The sequence below is a fragment of the Microcoleus sp. Pol17C6 genome, assembly GCF_036701145.1.
Taxonomy (GTDB): domain Bacteria; phylum Cyanobacteriota; class Cyanobacteriia; order Cyanobacteriales; family Microcoleaceae; genus Microcoleus.
The window spans coordinates 1-20784 of record NZ_JAUBQH010000048.1; the positions used below are offsets into that span (position 1 = coordinate 1).

Consider the following 20784-nt stretch of genomic DNA (forward strand, 5'->3'; position numbering starts at 1 on the left):
TCTTCAAAAATGGTTCGTGGAAATTTTCGCTAAACCCACATAGCTGTTGGATCATTTTTTTTGTGGAGGTCTCTTATGTGGGTTTGAGATCGGCTGTTAAATTTCTCAACGATTTTCTAGTTCTGGATTTTACCGAGTCAGCTTGCGAGCAATATTTGGCGCTGCGCCGTCAGGGAATACGAATTGGGACACAAGATTTGCGGATTGCGTCCATTGCTTTGGTTAATAACTCAATTTTAGTGACGCGAAATCGACAAGATTTTGCACAAGTCCCAGGACTGGTTTTGGAGGATTGGACATAACAATTGCCAAGCCAAGCTTATCCGGCATTTCCAACTTCTGCGAGATGCCAGAAAGTCATCCCATTTTCAGTATGACTGAGCAAAATCCCCAAATCTTCCAGGCTTTCCAGACAGTCGAGAATGACTTTTTGTTTGCGGCTGGCTGCTTTGAAGTGGGCGGTGACTTGGGCGGCTGTCCATTCGCCGCTTTGGGTGCGGAATAAGTCGCGGATGGCGGAAAGTTGCTCTTTGAGGGTTTTGGGGAAGGGTTGTTGTTCCGTGGGGGCGATAGAGGTTTCGGTTTCCGTGGTGATACCTGCAAGGGATGGTTGCACGTAGGTTTCGCCGGGGGCTTGGTAGTCGGGGCGCAGCCAGCGAATCAGTCCGTTGCGTTCTTCTTCGGCGCGTTGGGCGTTGAGGGTGACGAGGTTTTCCAGGATTTGGTCGTCGGTGAGGGTGGATTCCCAACCATAGGCGGCAAATACGGCGGCATCGAGTTCGTCGTGGATTTGTTTGAGGGTGGAGACTAGGGCTTTTTGGTTGAAGGCTTTGTCTTTGTCGTCGAGGGGTTCGCCTTGGCGGAGTTTTTCGAGGAGGTTGTACATCGCGGTGATGGTGACTTCGGGGTGAGTGGCTTGGACTCGTTTGCGGTGGCTGTCGAGGCGTTCTCCGAGTTCTCGGATGGTTTGTTTTTGGGTGTCGGTGGGGTCGGGGAAGGGGAAGGGGTCGAAGCAAGTAGTTTGGACATAAACAGGGGTCGGACCAAGCTGCCCGCCACATACTAATGCCCATTTAACATGAATTTGACTAGAAAGAACTCCCAAGAAATAAGCATCATCTAAAGCGATCGCAAGAATTTTCTGATCGGGAATAACTTTAGTATCAATAAAACTGAACACACGATGCTTACTGGTTTGCGTACTACCTATATAACGAGATATCGTTTTTAGAGCAGGGCGGAAACTTGAACGCGGTTCGGCGAAAATCCACCATTTTTCGCGATAGGCTGGACGATTGTTCTTTTCACGCTCTGGTTTGACACGCTCATAAATCCATTGGTAGACATTCGGATAACGAGCAAAAACTTCATTTTCTGTTAGTCCAAATAGATCTATGACTAATGCTTTTCTTGAAAATTGTAGCAAGTCACGACCATTTAGATAAGGGTGAATTACTTCTGTCTCCAAGTTCTTTGCTTCTGCTTCTGTCAAACAAAAACCCATACCATGAAGTTTTACCCCAAGACAACCTAACATCTGATTACTCTTGAGAGAAGCGGCACTAGAAACATCTGTTCCAGCTTGAAGATTGCTAAATATTTTTCCTGCATTTTTCCACTCTATTTTAATTTCTCCTGCGGAATCTTCTGGTTTTTCTGCTTCAGATTCACGAATTACGAGTCCCAATTTAATTAGTCTCGATGTGTCATAATTACTAAGTTCACAGACCGTCATAGAAATTCTGACCTGTGCGCCATCATCAGTCCAAGGGTGATCGGGAATGGCATAAATTAACCGAAGTGGATTTTTCGGATTTAATAAGTGAAAATCTATAACTTTTTTTTGCCAAACCTGACGAATACTATTTGTTGTGATAAACCCAAATATGTTAACATTTCTAGCACGTACTACCTCTGCTGCTTTGTGCCACCAGTACATCACAAAATCAACTGTATCCGGTACATCTTTATAAACTTTTCTCAATGTTTCGACATACCCATCTCCCAAAATTTCGCGCATTTTACGATTCCCAATAAACGGCGGATTCGACACAATATAATCCGCTTCCTGCCACTCGGCTGCCCTTGGATTCAAATACCGATAAATCGTCACTTGGTTTGTAGGATCGGGAATATCCTCCCCCGTCACCGGACTTTTCATCATCCGCCCGCCCCAGCGAGTTCTCACCTTCCCCGCCGCATCCACATCCGGTTCCCTCCGGTCATAGGCCAACAGCGCATCCCGGCATTCAATATTGTTGTACTCCCGCAACACAGGTTCGATCGGCGGAATGTCGCCAAACCGCCGAAAATGCCACTGCAAATATCCAATCCAAATCACCAAATCTGCGATCGCCGCCGCCCTAGGATTGATCTCAATCCCCAAAAACTGACTCGGATTAACTTGAGCAATATCTAACCGCAACTGCGCCGATCCGGTGACATCTTCCAAGCGCCGCAACACCTCCGATTCCAACCCCTTCAACAAATCCAACGTGACATAGAGGAAATTACCCGATCCGCACGCCGGATCGAGAATCTTCACCCCTTGTAACTCCGTCAGAAATGCCTCTAAAACTGATGTCGCCTTTTTCCTTTGATTTGCAGTCGGTTCCGATTCCCCCGCGTTCAGCAACTGTTTAACCTCCGCTTGTACCGCAATCCAGCGATCGCCCAAAGGCTCCATCACCACAGGTTTTACCAACCGTTCCACATACGATCGCGGGGTATAATGAGCCCCCAACTTACTCCGTTCCCTCGAATCCAGCGCCCTTTCCAACAACGTCCCAAAAATCGCCGGTTCCACATTGCACCAATCCCGCTTCGCCGCCTGCAACAACACCTCCAACTGCGCCTTTGTCAAAGCAAACGCCTGCGACTCCCCAAACAATCCCCCATTAAACCGCAACAGTTTGCCATGAAAGCCAAAACTCGTCCCCTCATTCATCGCCTCCCACAGCGCCTCTACCTCCGGCTTAAAAGTCTTCGGATTGAGAATCCACCGCGTTTCCAGCGCCTGCGTAAATAAGTGTTCCTTCAGTAACCCCACATCCTCAGCAAACATGGTGAAAATACAGCGCATCAAAAACTGGGCGACTTGCTGCGGATCGACATTCGCCTCCATCCGCTTCGCCAACTCTGCCAAATCCGCCGCCACTTCCCGCGTCACCCGCGCCGCAATTTTCTCTGGATTGCGCTGTTGGGGATTGCTAAAAATATCGACAAACAAATCGAAAACATCGGCTTTTAGCAACTCTGCCAGCGCAATTTCTCGCCGCGCCCCATAGCCGCCATAATCGCCACTAAACCCCATCCATAATTCAAAATGATCGCCAATATCGCAAGTTAACAAAAACGGCGGTTTGCTGCTGAGACTGCGGGTATAGGCGATCGCCTGCACAAACGCTTTTTCCATCTCTCGCAAATAGGTATTTGTCCCCCGCTTTGCCGTTCCTTTTTTACCCGTTGTTCCGCCCTGTTTTGCCTCAATCAAAAAATGCTCGGCTTTGTAAAAGTCAATAAACCCCGGAGTTACTTTGCCGCTGGGGTGAAAAATTTTGACATCTTTATCAAAGCAGTAGGGATCGTTGGGAATTCTGCCTTTATCAAAAGGGCGATCGACTCCCAGCGCATCGCACATTTCGGCAAAAAACAACTGGTAGTTTGCCCGTTCGTTACCGCTAGAACCTGCCCAGCGCGTGATGAATGTTTCGACACGCGTGCGATCGGCTTCATTCATGCTTCAATCCCTGCTGCTTGCTTTTTCCTGATTCTATACTTCTCTGTTAGCATCGGAATTATTGATGTATCTATGCTATTCATCTGCGTGAATCTGTGTCAATCCCTTGTCATCTGCGGTGAAGAAATTATCTTTTTTTAACCGCAGATGAGGGCAGATAGACACGGATTAACGCAGATGAATTATATCGAATCCGGTTGCACCGTCTGTGGTTGACTGTTGACTGGATTTTACGCCCGACGATGGTACCCGATTTAATATAAGTCGATCGCTCTCTCTACCCTTTGTTCAATGCAATACACAAAAAAATCTTCAAAAATAGTATTGATTTTAAAACAAATAGGTTGGGTTTAACACAAGTAACCCAACCTATTAATTAAATGAGACTTAAGAGTTTAGCCTTGATTCACCACAGTCGGTTTTAAACTTTCCTGTGACTTCGATCGATCTAAACCATTTTGCACTTCCACAGATTCCTTAATCGGTTTCCGGGCTTCAATTAAAGTCAAAGCTTTGTTGACACTTTCAGGTAAAATCACTACCAAACTGCCGGCCGGCGCCTCATCTAAAGCTTTGTTAACGGCTGTTGTTTCGTCGAGAATCAACTCGTATTCAACTTGAGATTTCTTTGCGGTTCCTGCTGAAATCGCCTCTGCAATTCCCTGGCAAATTAACTTGGCCACAGCACCGGGTTCTCGCCCGCGCCTGTCAATATCTTCCTTCACAATAATACGATCGAACATTTCGGCCGAAAGTTTGCCCAGCGTGACAAAATCTTCATCTCGGCGGTCTCCGGGCGCACCTACTACCCCGATCCGCCGTCCCGGCCAATTCAGCACGAAACTGCCCAAAGCTTTGTAGCTGTGGGGGTTGTGGGCGTAGTCTAGCAAAGCGTGATAGCTGCCCAAATTAAACAAGTTCATCCTTCCGGGAGTTTGACCGACGGATGCTTGGAAGCTTGACAAAGCAGCGCGAATATCTTCTATTTTCAATCCTTGGGCAAAAGCCGCCAAACAAGCTGCTAAAGCATTAGCAATCATAAACGGCGCCCGCCCGCCCATCGTCAGCGGCACGTTCACAGCCTGTTCAATTCGCAGCGTCCAATCGCCTTTCAAAATCGACAAATACCCATTTTCGTAAATCGCTGCCAGCCCGCCGGCAGCGGTATGTTTGGCAACCAGTTCGTTGTCCGGGTTCATCGAAAAATATGCAATTTGAGCCTTGACACGCTGCGCCATTTGTGATACTAGCGGGTCATCTGCATTTAAAACTGCATAGCCTTTGGGCATTACCGACTCGACGAGGACGCTCTTGAGTTTGGCTAGTTGTTCCACGGTGTCGATGTCGCCAATTCCCAAGTGATCGGCTGCGACGTTCAAGACGACGCCAACATCGCACTGATCGAAGCCGAGGCCCGATCGCAAAATTCCGCCTCTAGCCGTTTCCAGTACCGCCACTTCCACCGTCGGGTCAGACAAAATCAATTGAGCACTCTGCGGCCCGGTATTGTCTCCGCTTTCGACCAAATAATCGCCGATGTAAGTGCCGTCGGTAGTCGTGTAGCCGGTAATCTGACCTGTCTGCTTGACAATGTGGGCAAGCAGGCGAGTGGTTGTCGTTTTGCCGTTGGTTCCGGTTACCGCTAAAATCGGCACCCGGCTGGGTTGAGGCGAGGGGAAAAGCATATCGAAGACGGCGCCGGCGACGTTGCGGGGCAAACCCTGACTGGGGGCGACGTGCATTCTGAAACCCGGTGCTGCGTTGACTTCGACGATGACGCCGTTGACATCGCGCAGGGGTTGGGAAATGTCGGGAGTTACTACGTCAATGCCGGCGATGTCCAAACCGATAATTTTGGCGACTCTGGAAAACAGCCAGACGTTTTCTGGGTGGATTTCGTCGGTGCGATCGACTGCAATTCCACCGGTACTCAAGTTTGCTGTCGCGCGCAAAAATACTCTTTCGCCGGCGGGCACTACGGAGTCCATCGCGTATCCTTGTTTTTGCAGCAAATCCAGGGACAATTTGTCGATCGTGATCCGGGTGAGCACGTTGTCGTGTCCGTCTCCTCGCTGCGGGTCGCGGTTTACTTCTTCAATAAGCTGTTCTACTGTAAACTTGCCGTTACCCACGACGTTAGCGGGGACTCGTTCTGCAACTGCTATGACTTGCCCGTTGACTACCAATACTCTGTGGTCGCGGCCGACGTAATAGCGCTCGACTATCACGCTTTTTGTTTTTGATGCCGCGCTGGCTAAGTCGTAGGCTTCTTCTGCTGCTTCCCAGGAATTGATGTCGATCGTAATGCCGCGGCCGTGGTTGCCGTCTAGGGGTTTGAGGACGATCGGATAACCGCCGACATCTTCGATCGCCCCGCGCAGTTCATCCAAATAATGAATCACCGTCCCTCTGGGAACCGGTACACCGGCGCTGGCGAGGATATTTTTGGTACCTTCCTTGTCACAGGCAAGTTCTACTCCCAAAACTCCCGTGCGGTTGCTCAGAGTTGCCTGAATCCGCTTTTGGTGAACCCCGTAGCCGAGTTGAATCATAAACCGGGCGCTCAAAGGTATCCAAGGAATGCCGCGCGCTTCTGCTTCCTTAATCAGTGTTTCCGTGCTCGGCCCTAGGGCTGCCGACGCAGCAAACTCTCTCAGGTCTCTCAAATCTTGGACTAATTCTGCTGCTGGATAAGTGCCTGTCTCGGCAATGCTTTGGCACATCCGCACCCCCGCCCGGGCTGCATAGCGACCTGCTTGTTCGTGTTGATACTCGATTACTACTTGGTAAATGCCTGGGGTCGCAGTCTCGCGGGTGCGACCGAACCCGACCGGCATTCCTGCCATTTCCTGAAGTTCTAGGGCGACGTGTTCGATTACGTGTCCCATCATTGTCCCTTCTCTGACCCGTTGCAGGAATCCTCCCTGATGGCCTGGAGAACAGTGATGGTCGTTCAAACTCGGAAGAGCGGCGATCAACCCTTCGTAGAAGCCAGGAATTTCCGCTGTGGTTTTATCTGCCCACTCCTCTAAATCCAGACGCATCAGGACGAGTTTTTGGCGTCGGATGCTCCAGTAGTTGGGGCCGCGTAAGGTCTGGATTTTAAGTATTTTCATGGCAGTTAGAGGGGTATGGGGCGCGAAATCTTATAGATAATTGGAGCATTTATTCAATTTCGATCTAGATTGCTCGATCGACTGTTCGCTGCGAACAGTTTGGGAGTGAATTTCCAGTTATGGGCTACCCAATTGAAAATTCATGCCCGTACGATCGGCTAAAAACAAGTACAGGCCAATGGCTAGCCAAAACTCAAAGCCCGAAGCTAGAATTTTCTGTGGTTCGGCCTGGGGTCAGACCGTGGCTGCTTCGGAATCTATTCTATTTTTGTATCCATGATTCGGCCGGAATGTCGCCTAATTTCTGCCGAATCAATGACAAGAGATGTTCTACGTTAGTTGGCTGTGCGGCATTCGGGGGGCCAGCCAGACTCGGAACAGGCTCCTGATGGCATTGGTTTGCCGAGGGGCATATTGTAGCAATCTCCGTGACACAGAACGTGCAAGCGCATATTGAACAGACTTAAGGGTTCTGTCGCTCCTACCATAGACTCATTGGTATAAAAATTTTCCCTAGAATCAACAATAGTCACAGTGCCTTTACCAAGAATTTTCATAGTATCGTCTCCCTCAAACAAGGCGCACGTGTCTTCGTCAATACCAATAGCGAGGCGATCTGGATGGCAAGCCACAGCCGACAGCAAGCGAGCCATGCGGTTGCGGTTGTGAAAATGCTGGTCTACGATGATCTCAGGAATAATGTTAAGTCCGTTTGCCATGTCTACTAAAGAGCGGTTTGGTGACGCCCCACTCCCACCGCCTGCAATCATGTGATATCCCATCACCGCAGCACCCGCGCTGGTGCCAGCGAGCGTAATCTTGCCTTCGAGAGTTTCTTTGCGAATCTTTTCCATCAGCGGGGTGTCCGCCAGTAGTCCACAGAGCCGTAGTTGGTCGCCGCCTGTGATGAATACGCCCGTACAGTCTTCTAAGTAATCTTTCCAGACGGGGTTTTCGCCTTGTTCGCGTTCGCGGATGTCCACTACTTTGACGGCGCTAACGCCCATTTCGTCAAATATTGTGCGGTAGCGGTTGCTAATTCCTTCGGGATCTCGCGAAGCGCACGGAACGATCGCCAGCCGAGCGTTTGCACCCCCAGCACGGCAAAAAAAGGTGTTCAGAATCTCTCGCCCGTGAACTTTGTCTTCGGCTCCCCCGATGACCATAATCGAGGTTTTTGTGCGCTGGGGAATATTGTGTTCAAGGGCTTGAGATGTCAACTGCTGCATGGTGTGTCTTCCTCTGTTGGATGTGAAATTCAATTTTGCCGTTGCTGTGGGTACAATAGGGCTTTTTAAGAATAAATTTTTGTTTGTGCCAGTGAGGTGCGATCGCCGATCGCACTATCCCGCAGTTGTTTGGGGCGAGTTTACTTGCAGTCGGTGTCATGAAAAACAGATTATTTTTGTACAAAATCGGCCCGCCGACACAGGAAGAGAATTTAACTTGCCAAAATTTTCAGAAATTATAAGAAATTATAAAGAATAAAGCAATTACTGAAAACTGAACTCCCTCTAAAGGTCAAACTAGAGGTGATGTATCAATGAAATTCCAATAATCGTGCGATTTGACGTTGTTACCCTATTTCCAGAATTTTTCCGGGCTCCCCTAGAGTCGGGACTGATGGGCAAAGCCTTAGCTAAAAAGATTGCTGAGGTGAATTTTGTCAATCCCCGCGATTTTACCACAGACAAACACCAGCGAGTCGATGATGAGCCTTACGGGGGCGGAGTGGGGATGCTGATGAAACCGGAACCGATTTTTGCTGCGGTGGAGTCGCTGCCGGTTTTGCCGCGGCGCGAGGTGATTTTGCTGACTCCCCAGGGGGAACCGATGCAGCAGGCGATGTTTCGGGAGTTGGCGGCCGATCGCGATCAGTTGGTGTTGATTTGCGGTCATTATGAAGGTGTGGACGATCGAGTTCTGCATTTGGTCACTCGCGAGGTGTCTTTGGGGGATTTTGTGCTCACGGGGGGCGAAATTCCGGCTTTGGCTTTGATTAATGGGGTTTTGCGATTGCTGCGAGGAACTGTGGCGAAGGAAGATTCCCTAAAGTTTGAGAGTTTTGAGGACGGACTTTTGGATTATCCGCAGTACACTCGACCGGCGGATTTTCGGGGATTGAAGGTGCCCGACGTGTTGCTGTCTGGTAATCACGCAGAAATTGCTCGCTGGCGCAAGCAACAGCAAATTGAAAGAACTCGATCGCGCCGGCTGGATTTGTACGATCGGTGGTTGCAGGAGAGGGGAGAATAAGATTTGAGGATGTAGCCGTTATTAGTTGGATCTTCAGGGATGATTAGCAATTTAAAGCTAATAGAACTCCCCAGGCAGCACTAAGTTACAGTTTTGGTTATTGAAGCTTTCAAGCCTTCAGCCGCTAAAAGATGTCTTAGTCGCTCGATCTCAGCTTTAGTTCCGACAAAAACCGAACCAGGCATCTTCTTTTTTAAGTTCATCGCTTCAGCTAATGACAATTCCATAGCCTGACGCAGGCTTTTTGTTACAACTGTTGCACGTTGTTATTCTTCCAATACAATCAAGTTCCAATTCCCTTCTTTTGCTAAAATTTATTTTCTCATTTCTTTAGGTATAGCATCAGTATTATCTAACGCGATTGCCTGAGAGCAATAAGGACAGCTAGAAGATAGATGCCAGACAACTTTTTTGTCGAAGACAGACTGACAAACCGACATCTGTATGTCTTTGCTACAATTACCGCAAAGTCCGTAAATCAAGACTATTCTTTTTCAGCTATCTCCCCGCAAATATGAAATAATTGTTTTTTGCTATACTTCCCAAACCTCAATTTTACATGAACATCCGCATCGGCAACGGCTACGACATTCACTGCTTAGTTCCTGAACGCCCCCTCATCCTTGGCGGCGTCCACATTCCCCACGAATTAGGCTTATTAGGACACAGCGACGCAGACGTACTTACCCACGCTATCATGGACGCTATGCTCGGAGCTCTCAGCTTAGGAGATATCGGTCTTTATTTCCCGCCAACTGACCCGAAATGGAAAGGTGCTGATAGTCTCGTACTCCTGGCACAAGTGAATCAGTTAATATTAGATAAAGGCTGGGAAATCGGCAATATTGATTCGGTGGTGGTGGCAGAACGTCCAAAGCTGAAACCGCATATTGAGCAAATGCGCGATCGGCTTTCTACTGTCCTACAATTAAAACCCGACCAAATCGGCATCAAAGCTACTACCAACGAAAAGTTAGGCCCCGTGGGGAGAGAAGAAGGAATTGCAGCCTACGCTGTAGTTTTGCTGGGCAAAAAATAGAACTCTACAATTCTTTAATCCAAAATCGCTAGGAAGCCTGAAATCATGGACACTGACACTTGGGAATTACAATTTCCTGTAGACGCGGATGTCATCGCGTTGGATAAGGACGATCGCATAGTCGTGCTAATTGAGGTTAAAATTATTCAAGCTCAAGAAGCAGACGCAAAACAGAAAATTGTCGATCGGGCGATCGATTTGCTGAAAGCTACGTTAGCTAAGCTGTCTGAAAAAAACGCTATCGTTCCCTATGCTATGTTTATTGACGCGGAACAAATTCTGATTTTTAAATGGGATGGTGTGAATTTATCGGAGGCTGTTTGCACTCTCAATACTGGTGAAATATGTCGCTATTATATGCCGAGTTTTGGCAGTAAATGGATCTCTGAAAGTACCATTGAGGGGGTGATTCAGTCGTGGCTGCATGACTTAGATTATAACTGGAAATCCCAAATTCCGCCAGCATCAGAGGAGATAGCAGCCATCGGTTTGCTCCCGTTACTCGCAGGTGGTACAACAAAATCAGGAGTTGAATTAGGTGGCAATTATATATATCGAGACAAACTTTCTGATGAGTATTACTACAGGGCGTGAGGCTGAAGCAATTATGTTGCTCAGAGATTTGTCCTCATCTGTTCAGTTGGTCATACCCAGCATTTGTTACATGGAGGCTTTGTCAGCTTTCGAGGACGAGTTGAAGCGACGAAAATATTTTAAGGAACAGCTAAACCGCAAAATTAGCGAAACAAAGCGAGATGTAACATCTGAACAGGCTGCATCTCTATTTTTTCACTTAGAAGAGTCATTACTCTACTATGTAGAACGAATAGATGAAATGAAATTTCGCTTGCATGAAGCGATAAGTAGGATGTCTAGAAATGCAGAAATGATTGCATTAAATCCAGAAATTGTCGAAGCAAGCTTAAACGAAACTTTGATCGAAAAAGACCCAACAGACAATTTGATTCTACACTGTATCCTCAGTCATGCCCGATCGCATTCTACAGAAACCAAAGTATTTCTCAGCGGTAACGTCAAAGAATTTGGTCTACCGGAAGTTCAAGATGTTTTGCGAGAAGCCGGGATTACAAAGTATTTCGCTGTCACTAAAAACTTTCTAGGTTGGCTACAATCTCAGTCATAATTGCACGTAGGTGGTACAGTAAATTATTATGAAAAATTTCCCTATTTTACATTCAAAGCGCCGCTGGCTGGCTGTTCTCCTGGCTGCAATTGCAGCGATCTCTCTCTCAGCTTGTACTCCCGTGCGATCAACTAACTTAGTAGACAGACTCATCGTTCCCACCCCTAGCGGCCCGGGTACCTTTAACTACCCGCTAAACCAATCTGCATACAGCGTTTTTGGCTATATGTACGAGGGATTGATTAACGAAAACGGCTTGACCTCGGAGTTAGAACCCGGTTTAGCCGAGTCCTGGGAAGTTTCTAAAGATGGCAAAAAGATTGTCTTCACCCTGCGAGAGGGTTTGAAATGGTCGGACGGCGAACAGATGACTACTGATGACATTATCTTCAGCTATGAAAAGATTTATTTCAATGATAAAATTCCTAGCGGTTTGAAAGATAATCTGAGGGTTGGCATGAGTCGCCAATTCCCAAAAGTAAAAAAAATAGACAGCCGCCGCGTTGAATTTTCCGTTGCAGAACCCTTTGCTCCATTTATTAGATATGCTGGGGGAATCCCAATTTTACCAGCTCATATTTTACAGGAAGCTGTCGAAAATACAGATGCCGATGGTCAGCCTAAATTCCTGACTACTTGGGGGACGGATACTGACCCTAAAAAAATTGTGGGGAATGGTCAATATAGAATGCTGAGCTACACTCCCAATCAGCGCGTGGTTTTGGAAAGAAATCCGTATTTTTGGCGCAAAGATGCTGAGGGAAATGTCCAGCCTTACATCCAGCAAATTGTTTGGCAAATTATCGAAAATACTGACAATCAACTGCTGAATTTTCGATCGGGCGATTTGGATACTCTGAACGTGGAACCGGAAGTGTTTCCCCTGCTGAAACGGGAGGAAAAACGCGGCAAATATACGGTCTTCAACGGCGGCCCGGATACTGGCAGCGTGTTTATGTGTTTCAATCTGAATAAGGGGCGCAATGCTCAAAATCAGCCGTTTGTAGACCCGGTTAAGTCTCGCTGGTTTGCGAGTAAGGAATTTCGGCAGGCGATCGCCTATGGCATCAACCGCGAGGCGATGACTAACAATATCTATCGCGGACTTGGCGCGCCGCTGCATTCCCCAATTCCGGCGCAAAGCCCGTTCTATCTGTCCCCAGAACAGGGATTGAAAACTTACAGTTACAATCTGGAAAAAGCCAAAGAGTTACTGTTAAGTGCTGGCTTCAAGTATAATAGTAACGGCGAATTGTTGGATGCTGAAGGCAACAAAGTGCGATTTACTTTGTTGATGGCGGCCGGGAAAAAAGTTAGGGAACAAATGGGAACGCAAATTAAGCAAGATTTAGGCAAACTGGGGATGCAAATTGATACGCAGTTTCTCAGTTTTAACACTTATGTGGAAAAACTGCGATTGACGCGGAATTGGGATACTTACCTCGGTGGTTTTACGGGAGGTACTGAACCGCACAGCGGCTACAATATTTGGTCAGTCAATGGCACTTTGCACAGTTTCAACCAGGGCCCGCAATCCGGAGAACCCCCGATTAAAGGTTGGGAAGTGTACGACTGGGAGCAGAAAATCGATGACCTTTATGTGAAGGCTTCCCAGGAGCTTGATGAGGCGAAACGCAAGGAGCTTTATGGAGAAACGCAGCGGATTATAGCGGAACAAGTTCCTTTTGTTTATATGGTAAATCCGCTGACTTTTGAGGCGGTGCGCGATCGCGTTTCGGGAATTCGCTACAGTGCTCTGGGCGGTGCTTTTTGGAATTTGTACGAGTTGCAAATAACAGAATAGTCAGCAGTTATTAGTCATTAGTCAGTCATTAATTAATGGAACCTAAAATTTTACAGAAGTTACTCGAATCTGTGGCTGCCGGCGATATTAGCCCCATCGCAGCTTTGGATAAATTAAAGCATTTTGACTTTGAACAAGTCGGCGATTTTGCCAAAATTGACCACCACCGTACTTTAAGAACGGGTTTTCCTGAAGTAATTTGGGGCCCGGGGAAAACGCCCGACCAAATTGTTGAGATTATCGAGGCGATGCGCGGGCGAAATTCTGCGGTGATGGCGACGCGAATCGAACCGGAAGTTTTCGAGCAATTGCAACAAAAAATACCCGATTTGTGCTACTACCAAAAGGCTCGAATTTGTGCAATTTCTCCTAATTCCCCAACTCCGCAGCATTCGGGTACTGTGACTATTATCAGTGCGGGAACGGCGGATTTGCCTGTAGCGGAAGAGGCGGCAATTACTGCGGAACTTTGCGGTTTTCAGGTGCTACGTTTGTGGGATGTCGGAGTTGCCGGCATTCACCGTTTGCTGAGCAACCGGCACGTCATTGCCGGTGCTGATGTGTTGATTGCGGTTGCGGGTATGGAAGGTGCTTTGGCGAGTGTGGTTGCGGGTTTGGCAGATTGTCCGGTGATTGCTGTGCCGACGAGTGTAGGTTACGGCGCGAGTTTTGGCGGGATTGCTCCTCTTTTAACTATGCTCAATTCTTGTGCCGCTGGTGTGGGTGTGGTGAATATTGATAATGGATTTGGGGCTGCGATTTTGGCTTGTCAAATTCTCAGAAGTGCTGACCGAGTGGGAAGAAGAGGAGAGGGGGTGAATGGGAGAGAGGGGGAATAGTTAGAAACCCCCTCGATTAGATCAGACTAAGGCTAACTGTCACAGGACGATCAATTTTTAGGGTGCATCTTGCACCATTCTCAAGAACAGGCAAGATGCGTGTTCCACAAAGAGTGAGTTTTCTTGTGGGGTGGGCATCCTGCCCGCCCGTAAAAAACCTAATTGAAAATGGTGCCACATCTCAGGTGCGTCAGACTTCGTTATTGAAAGATTATTGAAGATTACCGGTAGTAGAGCACCTTACCATATATGCCAGTTGCGCCCAGGACGGCCAGACTCGGCGGTTGAAACTGCGTCTACACTTGCTTCTCGTCCCAGCATAGGAGGACTAAAGAATACAGGAGGTATTATTGCCGGATTTGATATTACTTGCTGCCCAGCCAAATCGGATAAGCAGAAGAATCCTCAGCTTTCAACTTTTGGGCCTGATAACTCTTGCTAGTCCAACTAGCAACTGTTTGCAGGCTTTCTGTTAAACAACTTTCGCTGCCAAACGCTTCAAATCCCAAAGTCCACCACGCGCTGCCGTTAATGTTCAACTGAGTAAGTTCCACGCTGCAACCTTGGGGAATTGGGGCTTCGACAGGCACAGATATCAGGACACCAGGCGCAGAAACTTGATAAAGACGTTGCGCTCGCTTTTTCTTGACTCCCACCCACTTTCCTGTCGCCACAATATCCGCCGGTATCGGCGCCATGGTGTCCGCACAAACCCACTTCAGCCACTTTTCGGCTTTGCCTTCCCAGCGATTGGCGAACTGCATCGTCCCTAACTCTGCCTGACGCCACTTTACCTCCAAGGTTTTCCCACGCAGCTTCACTCCCAAGTAGTCGCAGTTAGGTACTAGCAAATATATGTCTTCCCGTTCTTCAGGAGGCGAAAGATACGCGCCGAGACTCTCGCTTCCAAACCATTGATTGAGCGATTTTGGCAGTGCACCGCTATAAAACCACCGCATTTCCAGACTGGCCCGCATAAATTTTTCCTCCGTTCCACAATTTTCGTCAAACCCAGACTGGATTTGCCATACACCATCGACTTTTGTGCCTCTCCACTCTATCCTCCCCCCTCCGGGGCCCAGAGTCTACCCACAGTCATACCATTGTTAGATTTTAGATTTTAGATTTTAGACTTGGGAAAGACTGACTATATAAGGGTTTAGAGCTTGCCTACAGTTGCATTTTTTTTAAAACTGGTGTCAGAGCGAGGTCTTTTAAAAAAATTTCTCACAATCCTTTACATATCTTCACAAGTCTGTTACATTTATTTACAGTACACTAAAAACCATTTAGGAAAAAAAAGATGACTAACCGAGGCTTAATGCTGGACGACCAAGGCAAAATGAACAATTTTGCGATCGAGCCGACAGTATACATCGATGACGAACCCCGCACCGGCTTTACCCCCTACGCAGAACGCTTAAACGGCCGCCTTGCCATGATTGGCTTTGTTTCTCTCTTGGCTTTAGAAGTTTCGACCAAGCACGGGCTGATTAGCTGGCTGACTCACCTGTAATGATTTTGTTAACAATTAAACTATATGGCTATGGATCGCTGGCGTTACACAAACAGCGATCCATAGCTTAACTATTTTTAGGGGCAAGGTTTGGTGAGACAATTAAAATTAAATATTTTTGTTTTACCCTACCCGTAAAAAGAATGCTCAAACGAATTGCGGCAATACTTCTGGTGGTTCTAAGCCTCACATTAACCGGTTGTGTGTCTAAAGTCACCGGACTCAAAAGCTATGTTGATACTGGCGACGGCTATCAATTTCTCTATCCTAACGGCTGGCTGCCGATCGCGGTTTCTAACGGGCCCGATGTGGTGTTCCGCGATTTGATTCAGCAAACCGAGAACGTCAGCGTGGTAATCAGTCCAGTCGCCAAGGACAAAACTCTGGCGGATTTGGGAACGCCGACGGATGTGGGATACAAGCTCAGCAAAAGTGCGATCGCCCCGGCTGATTCGGGCCGCGAAGCTGAATTAGTCAATGCAGAAGCTCGTGAATCGCGATCGAAAAACTATTACATTTTAGAATACGCCGTTAAGTTGCCAAACCAAGAACGCCACAACTTAGCGAGTGTAGCCGTCAGCCGTGGCAAACTTTTTACGCTTAACGTTTCCACTACCGAAGAACGCTGGCCCAAGGTAAAAGAAGCTTTTGAGAAAGTTGTTAAATCTTTCTCTGTTTATTAGGGAATTGGGAATTGGGAATTGGGCATGGTGCATGGGGGATTGTTGACAGTTGACTGTTGACTGTTCGCTGTTGACTGTTGACTCTTCGCTGGAAACCTCACCACAGTTGACTGACAACTGACAACTGTCAACTGTCAACTGTCAACTGTCAACTGTCAACTGAACTTCTTAACTTATGAAAATTCCAACTTTTGTATTAGCTTCAGCTTCTCCAGCGCGCCGCCGTCTGCTAGAAAATGCCGGCATTCAAGCTGTGATTTGCCCCAGCGACTTTGATGAAGGGCAAATACAAATGAAAGATGCCACTAATTTAGTGCAGGTTTTAGCAGAGGGAAAAGCTGAGGCTGTAGCTAAGTTTTTACTGGCTAATTCTCACCCGCAAATCTCCAATCCCAAATCGTGTTTGGTGTTGGGATGTGATTCAATTTTGCTCATAGATGGCGAAATTCACGGCAAACCCAAGGATGCGGAAGAAGCAATCTCGCGCTGGCAGAAAATGCGCGGTAAGGTGGGCGAACTCTATACGGGTCATGCTTTAATTGATACTAGATTCGATGACTTGGATGAGGCTAGGTCGCGATCGGTCATTCGCTGCCAAGTTACAAAAGTTTATTTTGCGGAAGTTACCTCGCGCCAAATAGCGGCTTACGTCGCTACCGGAGAGCCCCTCGCCTGTGCAGGCTGTTTTGCACTGGAAGGTAAAGGCGGCTTTTTTGTGGAACAAATCGAAGGATGTCACACAAATGTGATTGGTTTGAGCTTACCTCTGCTGCGACAAATGCTCACCGAAATGGGATATGATGTGGCGGATTTTTGGTCTTGAAATGCAGAATTTGGAAACGAATGAAATGGTTTGTAGTCAGGACTTTAGATTTTCTCTCAGGACTTTAGTCCTTACTACAAACCTACGATGATTATCCAAGGGCGATCGTCCCATCGGATACAGATATAAACTGAAGTTGAGTCGGCGACACATCTTTCACCAAACCCAGAATATTTCCGGTGCTAGCTTCTCGAATCACCGTCGCCTTAGTATTCAGCACTCTAAAATCCAGAGTTCGATCCTGTCCCGGAGGCAAAGGGCCACTGCTATCGAAATCTCTAGCATCAGCAACCTTCAACAACCTTTCGCTCAAAACAATATCATTTAGCGTCAATCCAGACGCCAATCCCATTACATCACCTTCAGCCGTATTGTAGTCTAGAATAAAATCTGCCGGCACTCTATCTAGATTAAAATCCGGCTCTATCGAACCAATTTCCCCCGAAGTTGCTCCCACTTCTCTGCGGAGGACAAATAAATCTGCACCTTCACTTCCCCAAAGTTTGTCAATTCCCGCATCACCAATCAGAGTATCGTTGCCGCTGTTTCCTACTAAATTGTCATTTCCTTGACCGCCTCTAACAAAGTCATTTGCCGTTCCTCCGTAGGCGTAGTCATTGCCTTGATTGCCGCTGAGAATGTCGCTGCCGCATTCTCCGTAAAGTTTATCAAAACCTTGACCGCCACGAATAGTATCGCTGCCACAACCTCCGATTAAAGTATCTGTGCCCCTGTTACCGTTCATCAGTTCCGCACCACCTGAACCTCTGACAAAATCGTTACCAACTAAGGCGCGCAAACCTCCGGGGGTATTGCGGAGAATTCCATTTGCTAATTGAAATGCGTCGTTATTGGGAGTTAAGTCAAAAAAGTTGGGGTCGCTGCCTGGGTTGGGCAATGGCCCTGTGAGTAATGTGATGTTTGGGGGATCAGCAATAATAGGGTCTGAATTTTCAGCTAATGCTCTAATTTCTCCGATATTTGTTTCTAACATCCTAATTTTCTCCTGCTTTGATTGACGTTGTTGAGATTCTGATTTTAACAAAGGTTCCAATTAAGATATATGCGGGAATCAGGGGTTAAAACAATTAAAATGGGATATGATCTGGCGGATTTTTGGGAATCTTAAATATTGTTTAATTTATGTCAGGAATCGGGAGGCAGAGCCTCGCTGATATGTCTTCCCAGGCTCGGCCTGGGAACGAGGATTGAGAGCCTTGTTGTTGTCGGATGGGCGTTTCGTTCCGCCCCTCCGTGCTATGCAGATTAGCCTTGCCCACCAGTTGGCAATTATCCTAGAGCGCCCCCTCCGATACAGATATAAACTGAAGTTGATCCGGCGAAACATCCTTCACCAAACCCAAGATATTGCCGGTGCTAGCTTCTCTAATCACCGTCGCCTTAGTATTCAACAGTCTAAACTCCAGAGTTTGAGGGGTTCCCGGAGGATAAGGCCCGCTACTGTCGTAAGCTCTGGCATCACCAATTGTTAAAAACCTTTCGCTCAAAGCAATATCATTTCCCGTCAATCCTCCCGCCAATCCAATTACATCACCTTCAGCCGGATTGTAATCGAGAATAAAATCTGCAGGCACTTCCTCTACATCAAAATTTCCACTAGGAGGCGGTTGAAGCGAACCAATTTCCCCCGAAGTTGCTCCCACTTCTGTGCGGAGGACAAACAAATCTGCGCCTTCACTTCCCCAAAGTCTATCAATTCCAGCATCACCGATTACAGTATCATTTCCACTCTCTCCTACTAAAGCATCATTTCCTTTACCGCCGCGAATAAAGTCATTGGCCGTGCCTCCATAAACGTAGTCATCACCTTGATCTCCGCTGACAAAATCGCTGCCACATTCTCCATAAACAATGTCAAAATCTTGGCCGCCGCGAATAGTATCGCTGCCACAACCTCCGATTAAAGTATCTGTGCCACTGTTACCGTTCATCAGTTCCGCACCACCGGAACCTCTGACAAAATCGTTGCCAGCTAAGGCCCGCAAACCTCCGGGAGTATTCCGCAGAATTCCATTTGCTAATTGAAATACGTCGTCAGTGGGAGTTAAGTCAAAAAAGTTGGGGTCGCTGGCTGGATTTGGCAATGGCCCTGTGAGTAATTTGGTGTTTGGGGGGTCAGCAATAATTGGGTCTGAATTTTCAGCTAATGCTCTAATTTCTCCGAGATTTGTTTCTAACATCCTAATTTTCTCCTTTTTTGATTGACTTTGTTGATATTCTGATTTTAACAAAGGTTCCAATTAAGAAATATGCGGGAATCAGGGGTTAAAACAATCCAATTATTGTCAAAGTTGCCGGAGGTCTTTATTCAACAAGCCTAGGTTATTGACACCAATCTGCGCGTCCAAATCCGCAAATATTTTGAACTGTATACCAATAATTCTGGGGATCGCGTACTCTATTACCCGTCAGCAGTCAGCGTGGGAAAACCCAGAGACTGCTAATTGTCATGAAACCTTGAGTTAAGTTCGGAATAATTAATATGCTAGACACTGCGATCGAATCTATTCAAGCCAGAGAAATCCTCGACTCCCGCGGCCGCCCCACCATTGAAGCTGAAGTTTACCTAGCCAACGGTGTTGTAGGACTCGCCCAAGTCCCCAGCGGCGCCTCTACAGGCTCTTTTGAAGCCCACGAACTCCGCGATGGCGACAACAAACGTTACGGCGGCAAAGGAGTCCTAAAAGCCGTCGATAACGTCGAGCACAAAATTGCCCCCGCTTTGGCTAATCTAGATGCGATCGACCAAGCGCTGGTAGACAAAACCATGATTGACTTGGACGGTTCCCCGAACAAATCCCACCTCGGCGCAAATGCCATTCTCGGAGTCTCCTTAGCCACAGCAAAGGCCGCCGCCGAGACTTTAGGACTCCCCCTTTACCGCTACTTGGGCGGCCCCTTAGCTAACGTTTTACCCGTGCCTTTGATGAACGTGATCAACGGGGGCTCTCACGCTAACAATAATGTGGACATTCAAGAATTTATGATTGTCCCTGTGGGCGCGCCTTCTTTTAAAGAAGCTTTACGCTGGGGTGCAGAGGTATTTGAATCCTTGAGTAAAGTCTTAAAAGCTGAGGGTTTGCTGACTGGTGTGGGTGATGAAGGGGGTTTTGCGCCTAATCTTAAATCCAATCAAGCAGCTTTGGATTTGTTGATTGCAGCTATTGAAAAAGCTGGCTATAAGCCGGGTGAACAAGTTGCTTTAGCTTTGGATGTTGCTGCTAGCGAATTTTACAAAGATGGGCAGTACACTTACGACGGTGTTGCTCATTCGCCGGCAGAATTAATCGATTATTTGGATGGTTTGGTGAGTCAATATCCCATTATTTCGATTGAAGATGGTTTGCACGAAGACGATTGGGACAGTTGGGTAGCGCTGACGCAGAAAATGGGCAGCAAAGTTCAATTGGTGGGTGACGATTTGTTTGTTACTAATCGCACGCGGCTGCAAAAAGGAATTGATTTGAAAGCTAGCAATTCGATTTTGATTAAGCTGAATCAAATTGGTTCTTTGACAGAGACTTTGGATACGATCGACCTCGGCAAACGGAACAGCTATCGAGCGGTCATCAGCCACCGTTCCGGTGAAACTGAAGATACCACAATTGCAGATTTAGCGGTAGCGACTCGCGCCGGTCAAATCAAGACTGGTTCTTTGTGTCGCAGCGAACGGGTGGCTAAATACAACCGTTTGTTACGGATTGAGGACCAATTGGGCGATCGGGCAATTTATGCTGGGTCGATCGGTTACGGGCCAAAATAACACTTGGTAATCGGTAATTGGGAATGGGTAATTGGTAATCG

The 20784-nt window shown here is 47.4% G+C and carries 17 protein-coding genes; 11 read left to right on the forward strand and 6 right to left on the reverse strand.

Features of this window, described 5'->3' with window-relative positions:
* Positions 1 to 302 (forward strand): type II toxin-antitoxin system VapC family toxin (locus QUA25_RS21080; RefSeq protein WP_333041072.1); only part of this gene is annotated, 302 nt, incomplete at its 5' end.
* A gap of 17 nt (positions 303 to 319) precedes the next feature.
* Here QUA25_RS21080 and QUA25_RS21085 read toward each other — a convergent pair.
* The 3 genes from QUA25_RS21085 to QUA25_RS21095 all read right to left on the reverse strand — a co-directional run bounded on the left by QUA25_RS21085 (position 320) and on the right by QUA25_RS21095 (position 8084).
* Entirely contained in the window at positions 320 to 3739 is a 3420-nt protein-coding gene (locus QUA25_RS21085) for a DNA methyltransferase (RefSeq protein ID WP_333041073.1), read from the reverse strand.
* Between the two features lie 395 nt (positions 3740 to 4134).
* The gene (gene cphA / locus QUA25_RS21090) at positions 4135 to 6855 is read right to left on the reverse strand and encodes a cyanophycin synthetase (protein ID WP_333041075.1); all 2721 of its coding nucleotides are present in this window, start codon (positions 6853 to 6855) and stop codon (positions 4135 to 4137) included.
* Between the two features lie 335 nt (positions 6856 to 7190).
* Positions 7191 to 8084, reverse strand: coding sequence for a cyanophycinase (locus tag QUA25_RS21095; RefSeq protein WP_333041076.1), 894 nt, complete (start codon positions 8082 to 8084; stop codon positions 7191 to 7193).
* 331 nt (positions 8085 to 8415) lie between these two features.
* On the opposite strand from QUA25_RS21095, the gene trmD reads away from it, so the two are divergent.
* The 6 genes from trmD to larB all read left to right on the forward strand — a co-directional run bounded on the left by trmD (position 8416) and on the right by larB (position 13937).
* Positions 8416 to 9111, forward strand: a complete 696-nt coding sequence (gene trmD, locus QUA25_RS21100) for a tRNA (guanosine(37)-N1)-methyltransferase TrmD (RefSeq protein ID WP_333041077.1) — start codon at positions 8416 to 8418, stop codon at positions 9109 to 9111.
* Between the two features lie 559 nt (positions 9112 to 9670).
* The gene (ispF, locus tag QUA25_RS21105; protein ID WP_015178243.1) at positions 9671 to 10150 is read left to right on the forward strand and encodes a 2-C-methyl-D-erythritol 2,4-cyclodiphosphate synthase; all 480 of its coding nucleotides are present in this window, start codon (positions 9671 to 9673) and stop codon (positions 10148 to 10150) included.
* A 45-nt stretch (positions 10151 to 10195) separates the two neighbouring features.
* Positions 10196 to 10744: a hypothetical protein gene (locus tag QUA25_RS21110; RefSeq protein ID WP_333041079.1), complete on the forward strand. Its 549-nt coding sequence runs from the start codon at positions 10196 to 10198 to the stop codon at positions 10742 to 10744.
* Positions 10722 to 11294 (forward strand): PIN domain-containing protein, encoded by a 573-nt coding sequence (locus tag QUA25_RS21115; RefSeq protein WP_333041081.1) that lies wholly within the window; start codon positions 10722 to 10724, stop codon positions 11292 to 11294. The genes QUA25_RS21110 and QUA25_RS21115 overlap by 23 nt, the downstream gene beginning before the upstream one ends.
* Before the next feature lie 28 nt (positions 11295 to 11322).
* Entirely contained in the window at positions 11323 to 13098 is a 1776-nt protein-coding gene (locus tag QUA25_RS21120) for an ABC transporter substrate-binding protein (protein ID WP_333041082.1), read from the forward strand.
* 35 nt (positions 13099 to 13133) lie between these two features.
* Positions 13134 to 13937: a nickel pincer cofactor biosynthesis protein LarB gene (larB, locus tag QUA25_RS21125; RefSeq protein WP_333041084.1), complete on the forward strand. Its 804-nt coding sequence runs from the start codon at positions 13134 to 13136 to the stop codon at positions 13935 to 13937.
* Positions 13938 to 14302: 365 nt separating this feature from the next.
* Here larB and QUA25_RS21130 read toward each other — a convergent pair whose 3' ends face one another.
* The gene (locus QUA25_RS21130; RefSeq protein ID WP_333041085.1) at positions 14303 to 14914 is read right to left on the reverse strand and encodes a hypothetical protein; all 612 of its coding nucleotides are present in this window, start codon (positions 14912 to 14914) and stop codon (positions 14303 to 14305) included.
* A gap of 326 nt (positions 14915 to 15240) precedes the next feature.
* On the opposite strand from QUA25_RS21130, the gene QUA25_RS21135 reads away from it, so the two are divergent.
* The 3 genes from QUA25_RS21135 to QUA25_RS21145 all read left to right on the forward strand — a co-directional run bounded on the left by QUA25_RS21135 (position 15241) and on the right by QUA25_RS21145 (position 16959).
* Positions 15241 to 15453 carry a chlorophyll a/b-binding protein gene (locus tag QUA25_RS21135; protein WP_193973911.1) on the forward strand — a complete coding sequence of 71 codons (213 nt, stop codon included), beginning with the start codon at positions 15241 to 15243 and terminating at the stop codon, positions 15451 to 15453.
* A gap of 143 nt (positions 15454 to 15596) precedes the next feature.
* Complete coding sequence (gene psbP, locus QUA25_RS21140; RefSeq protein ID WP_333041087.1) at positions 15597 to 16136, forward strand: photosystem II reaction center PsbP; 540 nt, start codon at positions 15597 to 15599, stop codon at positions 16134 to 16136.
* A gap of 175 nt (positions 16137 to 16311) precedes the next feature.
* Positions 16312 to 16959 carry a nucleoside triphosphate pyrophosphatase gene (locus QUA25_RS21145; protein WP_333041088.1) on the forward strand — a complete coding sequence of 216 codons (648 nt, stop codon included), beginning with the start codon at positions 16312 to 16314 and terminating at the stop codon, positions 16957 to 16959.
* Positions 16960 to 17050: 91 nt separating this feature from the next.
* Here the strand turns inward: QUA25_RS21145 and QUA25_RS21150 are convergent, their stop codons facing one another.
* Both QUA25_RS21150 and QUA25_RS21155 read right to left on the reverse strand, forming a co-directional pair.
* A complete protein-coding gene (locus QUA25_RS21150; protein ID WP_333041092.1) occupies positions 17051 to 17953 on the reverse strand; it encodes a calcium-binding protein in 903 nt (300 codons plus the stop codon).
* 301 nt (positions 17954 to 18254) lie between these two features.
* Positions 18255 to 19160 carry a calcium-binding protein gene (locus QUA25_RS21155; protein ID WP_333041094.1) on the reverse strand — a complete coding sequence of 302 codons (906 nt, stop codon included), beginning with the start codon at positions 19158 to 19160 and terminating at the stop codon, positions 18255 to 18257.
* A 302-nt stretch (positions 19161 to 19462) separates the two neighbouring features.
* On the opposite strand from QUA25_RS21155, the gene eno reads away from it, so the two are divergent.
* Complete coding sequence (eno, locus tag QUA25_RS21160; RefSeq protein ID WP_445242244.1) at positions 19463 to 20743, forward strand: phosphopyruvate hydratase; 1281 nt, start codon at positions 19463 to 19465, stop codon at positions 20741 to 20743.
* The last annotated feature ends 41 nt before the right edge of the window (positions 20744 to 20784 follow it).

Excerpts from the sequence above, each read along its gene's own strand:
- cphA (WP_333041075.1), bottom strand. The coding sequence starts at position 6,855 with ATGAAAATACTTAAAATCCAGACCTTACGCGGCCCCAACTACTGGAGC.
- QUA25_RS21155 (WP_333041094.1), bottom strand. The coding sequence starts at position 19,160 with ATGTTAGAAACAAATCTCGGAGAAATTAGAGCATTAGCTGAAAATTCA.
- psbP (WP_333041087.1), top strand. The coding sequence starts at position 15,597 with ATGCTCAAACGAATTGCGGCAATACTTCTGGTGGTTCTAAGCCTCACA.
- larB (WP_333041084.1), top strand. The coding sequence starts at position 13,134 with ATGGAACCTAAAATTTTACAGAAGTTACTCGAATCTGTGGCTGCCGGC.
- eno (WP_445242244.1), top strand. The coding sequence starts at position 19,463 with ATGCTAGACACTGCGATCGAATCTATTCAAGCCAGAGAAATCCTCGAC.
- QUA25_RS21095 (WP_333041076.1), bottom strand. The coding sequence starts at position 8,084 with ATGCAGCAGTTGACATCTCAAGCCCTTGAACACAATATTCCCCAGCGC.
- QUA25_RS21145 (WP_333041088.1), top strand. The coding sequence starts at position 16,312 with ATGAAAATTCCAACTTTTGTATTAGCTTCAGCTTCTCCAGCGCGCCGC.
- QUA25_RS21135 (WP_193973911.1), top strand. The coding sequence starts at position 15,241 with ATGACTAACCGAGGCTTAATGCTGGACGACCAAGGCAAAATGAACAAT.
- QUA25_RS21150 (WP_333041092.1), bottom strand. The coding sequence starts at position 17,953 with ATGTTAGAAACAAATATCGGAGAAATTAGAGCATTAGCTGAAAATTCA.
- QUA25_RS21120 (WP_333041082.1), top strand. The coding sequence starts at position 11,323 with ATGAAAAATTTCCCTATTTTACATTCAAAGCGCCGCTGGCTGGCTGTT.
- QUA25_RS21085 (WP_333041073.1), bottom strand. The coding sequence starts at position 3,739 with ATGAATGAAGCCGATCGCACGCGTGTCGAAACATTCATCACGCGCTGG.
- ispF (WP_015178243.1), top strand. The coding sequence starts at position 9,671 with ATGAACATCCGCATCGGCAACGGCTACGACATTCACTGCTTAGTTCCT.
- QUA25_RS21110 (WP_333041079.1), top strand. The coding sequence starts at position 10,196 with ATGGACACTGACACTTGGGAATTACAATTTCCTGTAGACGCGGATGTC.
- QUA25_RS21130 (WP_333041085.1), bottom strand. The coding sequence starts at position 14,914 with ATGCGGGCCAGTCTGGAAATGCGGTGGTTTTATAGCGGTGCACTGCCA.
- QUA25_RS21115 (WP_333041081.1), top strand. The coding sequence starts at position 10,722 with ATGAGTATTACTACAGGGCGTGAGGCTGAAGCAATTATGTTGCTCAGA.